The sequence below is a fragment of the Dyella sp. EPa41 genome (assembly GCF_016586165.1).
Classification (GTDB): Bacteria; Pseudomonadota; Gammaproteobacteria; order Xanthomonadales; family Rhodanobacteraceae; genus Dyella.
The window spans coordinates 1-5,642 of sequence record NZ_BCPR01000132.1; the positions used below are offsets into that span (position 1 = coordinate 1).

General features: G+C 65.6%; 4 protein-coding genes and 1 pseudogene. 3 read left to right on the forward strand and 2 right to left on the reverse strand.

Going from position 1 to position 5,642, the window contains the following annotated elements:
- The first annotated feature begins 1,115 nt into the window (after positions 1-1,115).
- The 3 genes from JMF82_RS21495 to JMF82_RS21505 all read left to right on the forward strand — a co-directional run bounded on the left by JMF82_RS21495 (position 1,116) and on the right by JMF82_RS21505 (position 3,940).
- The gene (locus tag JMF82_RS21495) at positions 1,116-2,042 is read left to right on the forward strand and encodes a nucleoside hydrolase (RefSeq protein WP_201316564.1); all 927 of its coding nucleotides are present in this window, start codon (positions 1,116-1,118) and stop codon (positions 2,040-2,042) included.
- A gap of 108 nt (positions 2,043-2,150) precedes the next feature.
- The gene (locus tag JMF82_RS21500; RefSeq protein ID WP_038614848.1) at positions 2,151-2,396 is read left to right on the forward strand and encodes a type B 50S ribosomal protein L31; all 246 of its coding nucleotides are present in this window, start codon (positions 2,151-2,153) and stop codon (positions 2,394-2,396) included.
- Between the two features lie 248 nt (positions 2,397-2,644).
- Positions 2,645-3,940, forward strand: coding sequence for a citrate synthase (locus tag JMF82_RS21505; RefSeq protein WP_201316565.1), 1,296 nt, complete (start codon positions 2,645-2,647; stop codon positions 3,938-3,940).
- Between the two features lie 244 nt (positions 3,941-4,184).
- Here the strand turns inward: JMF82_RS21505 and JMF82_RS21510 are convergent, their stop codons facing one another.
- Complete coding sequence (locus tag JMF82_RS21510; protein ID WP_201316566.1) at positions 4,185-4,859, reverse strand: hypothetical protein; 675 nt, start codon at positions 4,857-4,859, stop codon at positions 4,185-4,187.
- Between the two features lie 64 nt (positions 4,860-4,923).
- Positions 4,924-5,642: pseudogene (locus JMF82_RS21515) on the reverse strand (penicillin-binding protein 1A); the annotation flags it as partial.

Consider the following 5,642-nt stretch of genomic DNA (forward strand, 5'->3'; position numbering starts at 1 on the left):
GACCGAGGCTAGTCGGGATGGGCTCGTTACTACCTCGAACGTAGCCGCTACACCGCCACGCGCCGAAGCGGAGAGGACTCAAGGCAACTTCGTTGAGCCGTGACGGGATCTATTCATGCCGCACCGCCGTCTTTTCTCCCTCTCCCCTCCGGGGAGAGGGCTGGGGTGAGGGGTGGGGCTCGCGAAATTCCTCCCTACCTCTGTAGGAGCGCACCCAGTGCGCGACCGCAACGCCGCAACGCACCTTGGCCTTGCGTCGTCGCGACCATCGCAGATCGAGGCAACCACGTCAGTCCGCGGTCGCGCACAGGGTGCGCTCCCACAACGAACCGAAGTCTTCAGCTCCTCGACGCGATGTGCCGCTCTGCGGCACGAGCCTTCAAATATCCCCTGTGTGGCGGTGAGGGGTGGTCGATCAGGCCCCGCAGGGGTGCCCGACAGGACGTCGGGCACTTTTCGTCCGGGCAGGAGCCCGGTCGAAAAGCCCGGCCGCCCCTCACGGACTGGCTGGGCAACGCCCAGACAGCGCCACGCGGGGTGCCGTTCTCTTTGGTTACTTTCTCTTGGGCAAGCAAGAGAAAGTGACCCGGGCCGCGGCAGCGGCTCGGAAGCCCGCGGCAGGCGAGCCAGGTCGCGAGAAGCCAACAAGTGCAACGCCAGAAATCTTCGTCCATCGAAACGACGAATGTGCAGACCGGCGCGAAAGGCTGTCGCGCACTGGGCGCTCCTACAAGGGAACGAACGCCACGCGAAGAGAAAGTGACCCGGCCGCGGCAGCGGCTCGAAAGCTCGCGGCCCACAAGGACTCCCTTTGGTCGCAGGCGAGCCCGGTCGCCGAAACACAGCAATCGCCTGAAACGGCATTGCCGGAAGAGCGAACCGTGCAGACGGCGCGAAAGGCTGTCGCGCACAGGGTGCGCTCCTACAAGGGAACGGACGCCACGCGAAGAGAAAGTGACCCGGGCCGCGGCAGTGGTCCGGAAGCACGCCCACCAACGGGGACTCCCTCCGGTCACAGGCCAGCAGGCCCGCCGCATACGCACATGGGCCAGCGGGGTTTGCCTGCGGCAAGCGACCGCCTAAGCTACACGGTTCAAACAAGACGACGACCCACCATGAGCAAACCGCAACTGCTGATCGACACCGACCCCGGCGTGGACGATGCCCTCGCCATCCTGATGGCGCATGCGCACGCCGACGTGCATGGTCTGACGATCGCCGCCGGCAACGTGGGGCTTGGCCACACCGTGCGCAACGCGCGTACGCTGGTGGACCTGGTTGGCATGCCGACGCCGGTATTCGCCGGTTGTCCGACACCGCTGGTACGCTTGCCAGAGGAAGATGCGGTGCACGTGCACGGCGCCGATGGCCTGGGTGACGTAGGGTTTCCCGAGCCCAGGACGCTCGCCAGCGACGAGCACGCCGTGCAGGCCATCCTGAGGCTGGCGCGCGAACGCTCCGATCTCACGCTGGTGGCATTGGGCCCGCTCACCAATCTTGCGCTTGCCGTGCGCCTCGACCCGTCGTTGCCGCAGCGCGTGAAGCGCCTGGTCATCATGGGCGGCGCAGTCACCGGCCTGGGCAATACCGGCAAGATTCCCGCCGAGTTCAACATCGGCTTTGATCCAGAAGCCGCGCACGTGGTGTTCGAGGCATTCCCGTCTTTCGATCTGGTCGACTGGGAGGTTGTGCTTCGGCATGCCTTCGATCATCTCGAATTCGATGGTTGGCTGGCGGCGGGCGACCGGCGCGCCACGTTCTTCGAGCAGGTATTCCGTACGGCGCGTGCGTTCAACCTCAAGCGCGGGCGGCACGGCGTGATTGCGGCCGACGCGCTGGCGATGGCCGTGGCGATCGATCCGTCGATCGTCAGGCGTGTCGAAGAGCGCCATGTCGCGGTCGAAATGGACGGTCGCCTGACCCGCGGCGCCACGGTGGTGGATTGGTCCCGCCGCCTCGGTCGGTCGGCCAACGCCCGCATCGTCATGGAGGTGGATCAGGCCCGTTTTGGCGCCATGGTGCGCCGGGCCCTGGGCGCCTGAGCCGGGCCGCAGGAGCAGGTTGAAAAGTCCAAGTGACTGACCGACTTGCCAAAGGCTTCGGTCTGTAGTTAAAATGCCGCTCTTTTCACCCACCGCTTTGAGCCAGTCATGAAGCCCGATACCCATCCGAATTATCGCCCGGTGGTGTTCCAGGACCTGTCGTCCGACTTCGCGTTCCTTACGCGTTCGACGATCGCCACCAAGGAAACCGTCAAGTGGGAAGACGGCAACGAGTACCCGCTGATCAAGGTGGATATCTCCAGCCATTCCCATCCGTTCTACACCGGCAAGCAGAAGACGCTTGACACCGGCGGCCGCGTCGACAAGTTCCGTCGTCGCTACGCGCAGAAGTAAGCGCGAGGCAGCTGCCGCCATACCGCCGGTCCGGGGTGTGCGCCAGGCACGTGGACACGGGGCGAGCCCAGGCTCGCCCCGTGTTTTTTTGCGTCCGCCATCCGACCATCCGCTAGGGCATGTTGTCGGATCGATATGCGATAATGGGCGGCGAGGTGTCGCACTTTCCCCACGGCGGCATCAACCCTAATCGCCCGCTGTCGCGTCCCGCGGCAGGCAGGCGACGCCATTTGTGAAGGAGGTTTTCCGTGTCCGAATCCAAGATCGTCAAGTTGGTGGATGAGTCGACCAACCGCAGCAGTGAGCTTCCGCTGCTCAGCGGCACCCTCGGTCCCGCATGCATCGACATCGGCACGCTGTACAAGGACACGGGCCACTTCACCTACGACCCGGGTTACGGCAGCACGGCCAGCACCAAGAGCGCCATCACCTACATCGATGGTGACAAGGGCGTCCTGCTGTATCGCGGCTATCCGATCGAGCAGCTGGCCGAGAAGTCGACCTTCCTCGAGACCTCGTACCTGCTGCTGAACGGCGAGCTGCCGACCAAGGACCAGTTCTCGAAGTTCGAGCACGACATCACGCACCACACGATGATGCACGAGTCGCTGAAGGACTTCTTCAAGGGCTTCCATCACGACGCGCATCCGATGGCCATGTTGGCCGCTTCGGTGGCCTCGCTGTCGGCCTTCTATCACGACGACATCGACGTCGATGACGCGGACGACCGCAAGCTGGCCGCGATCCGCCTGATCGCCAAGATGCCGACCATCGCCGCTGCCTGCTACCGCTACTCGATCGGCTGGCCGTTCCGCTATCCGCGCAACAACCTCGAGTACGTCGACCGCTTCCTGCACATGATGTTCGAAGTGCCGAGCGAGCCGCTGGAGCTGAGCCCGGTGGCCGCCAAGGCGCTGGACCTGCTGTTCATCCTGCACGCCGATCACGAGCAGAATGCCTCGACCTCGACGGTGCGCCTGGTGGGCTCGACCGGTGCCAACCCGTACGCGTCCATCGCCGCGGGCATCACCGCGCTGTGGGGTCCGGCCCATGGCGGCGCCAACGAGGCCGTGCTGGAAATGCTCCAGGAGATCGGTTCGGCCGACAAGGTCGAGACCGCCGTCAAGCGCGCGAAGGACAAGAACGACAACTTCCGCCTGATGGGCTTCGGCCATCGCGTGTACAAGAACTTCGACCCGCGCGCGAAGATCATCCGCGAGATGACCCACAAGGTGCTTGGCGAGCTGGGCGTCAACGATCCGCTGCTGGAAGTGGCGATGAAGCTGGAAGAGGCGGCGCTGAAGGACGACTACTTCGTCGAGCGCAAGCTGTACCCGAACGTCGACTTCTACTCCGGCATCATCTACAAGGCGCTGGGCATCCCGACCGAGATGTTCACCGTGATGTTCGCCATCGCCCGTACCGCCGGCTGGATCGCGCATTGGATCGAGCAGCACGAAACGCCAGGTGCCCGCATCGGCCGTCCGCGCCAGATCTACACCGGCGCCGACGTGCGCGACTACGTGGCGGCGGACAAGCGCTAAGCGCTTCCCGCTTCGAGCAACAAAAAAGCCCCGGCATGCCGGGGCTTTTTTTTATTGCCTTGCCTGTTGGGAGTGCACACGGTGCGCGATTTCCTCTTGCAGTGCATGGCGGAAATGCAACGCCCTGTACGTGAGGCCGGGTTCCGGTGTTGCGATCGCGCGCGGGGACCGCTCCCGTAGTGGGGTTTGACCGCGATGCCGGTAGCGGCAGGAAGTGCGTGCCCTCGCATTTCCTGCCGCTGTCTTACCGCAATACCGACGACAACATCCGCTCGAACTCGTCGTCGTTTTCTGCCGACGACAGCAGCTCCTCGACGGCCGCCAGCGAAGCCCGCTTCATCGGCTTCTCATCGATGCGATCCAGCGGCGGCTGTTTCAGCGCGTCGCGGGGAAGCACGGTGATGTCGAAGGGCAGCCCGTCGGCGGCGAACAGCAGCACGGGATATTCGCGTTGTTCGTCGCGGGTGGTGCGTAGCCGGCGCGTCTGCTGGGTCAGCGGTACGCCACGCTCCTGCAGGAACAGCACCACCGATTCCGGCGTGTCGCTGAAGAGATGCAGGCAGACGGCCGAATGGGCATCCGCGGTGCCGTCGAGCACGGCACCGACCAGCCGGGGCTCGAAACGGTCGAGGAAGCGCATGGCCTCGGCCGCCGCCTCGCGACGCTCCTGCAGCAACTGGGGTTGGCTGTCGGCGTGGAAGATGCGCTGGTGTTCGCGCAGCGCCTCTTCGATCTCGTTGTTGCGCGGCAGTGCCTGGGCGTCGAGGATGCCTAGCCGCTCGGCCGCCTTGGTCTTGGCGTGGTGGAAGTCGCGGATGCCGTGTTCGCTCATCAGTCGCGCCGCCTCCTGGGCGACGCGCAACCTGTTGCGCTGAAGACGATCCTGCGCGTGGATGCGGTGATGCTGGCCGCGTGCCATGCCTGTTCCTCCCGGTAGCTGGCGTTCGCCTGGGCGAACACGGGCGGGACGGATGTCCCGGGGGTCAGAAGATGTCGTAGGCGTGTTGCTGGTCCTGGTCCTCCTGCTGCTGGTTGGCCTGGTTGCGCAGTCGGTCCACGTCCTCGACCTTGAAGATCTCGGACATGGCGTTCGGATCGCCCGCGCCGGCGGGCAGGCCGCTGTAGCGGTCGATTTGAACCGTACTGATGCCGGGCGGCATCGGCAAGACCGTGGACGGCTGGTCCTTCAGCGACGAGCCCATGTAGGACATCCAGATCGGCAGCGCGGCCTTGGCGCCAAACTCGCCCTTGCCGAGCGAACTGAAGTCGTCGAAACCCACCCATACGGTGGCCACGAGGTTGCCGTTGAAGCCGGAGAACCAGGCGTCGCGGTGGTCATTGGTCGAGCCCGTCTTGCCGGCCAGGTCGTCACGGCCCAGCGCCATGGCCGCCGCGCCGGTACCACGCTTCACCACGTCCTGCATCAGGGAGGTGACCAGATAGTCGTTGCGCACATCGATGACCTGGGGCGCCAGCACCGGCGGGTGGGACCCATCGCCATGGGCATCGGCGGGCAGGACGGCATCGCCGACGCCGGCGACGCTGCCCGACGCGGCCGGCGCACCGGCGCTGCCGGCCGTGGCCACGGCATTGGCCGGGCCTGCCACGGTGCCCGCCGGGGGCGGGCCGGGCGCGCGCGTGTCGAGCAGGCGCTCGGCACAGTTGCGGCAGGCGCGGGCCGGGTTGGCGACGTAGACGGGCT

Coding starts and splice junctions, on each gene's coding strand:
- JMF82_RS21495 (WP_201316564.1), top strand. CDS start 1,116: ATGAGCAAACCGCAACTGCTGATCGACACCGACCCCGGCGTGGACGAT.
- JMF82_RS21500 (WP_038614848.1), top strand. CDS start 2,151: ATGAAGCCCGATACCCATCCGAATTATCGCCCGGTGGTGTTCCAGGAC.
- JMF82_RS21510 (WP_201316566.1), bottom strand. CDS start 4,859: ATGGCACGCGGCCAGCATCACCGCATCCACGCGCAGGATCGTCTTCAG.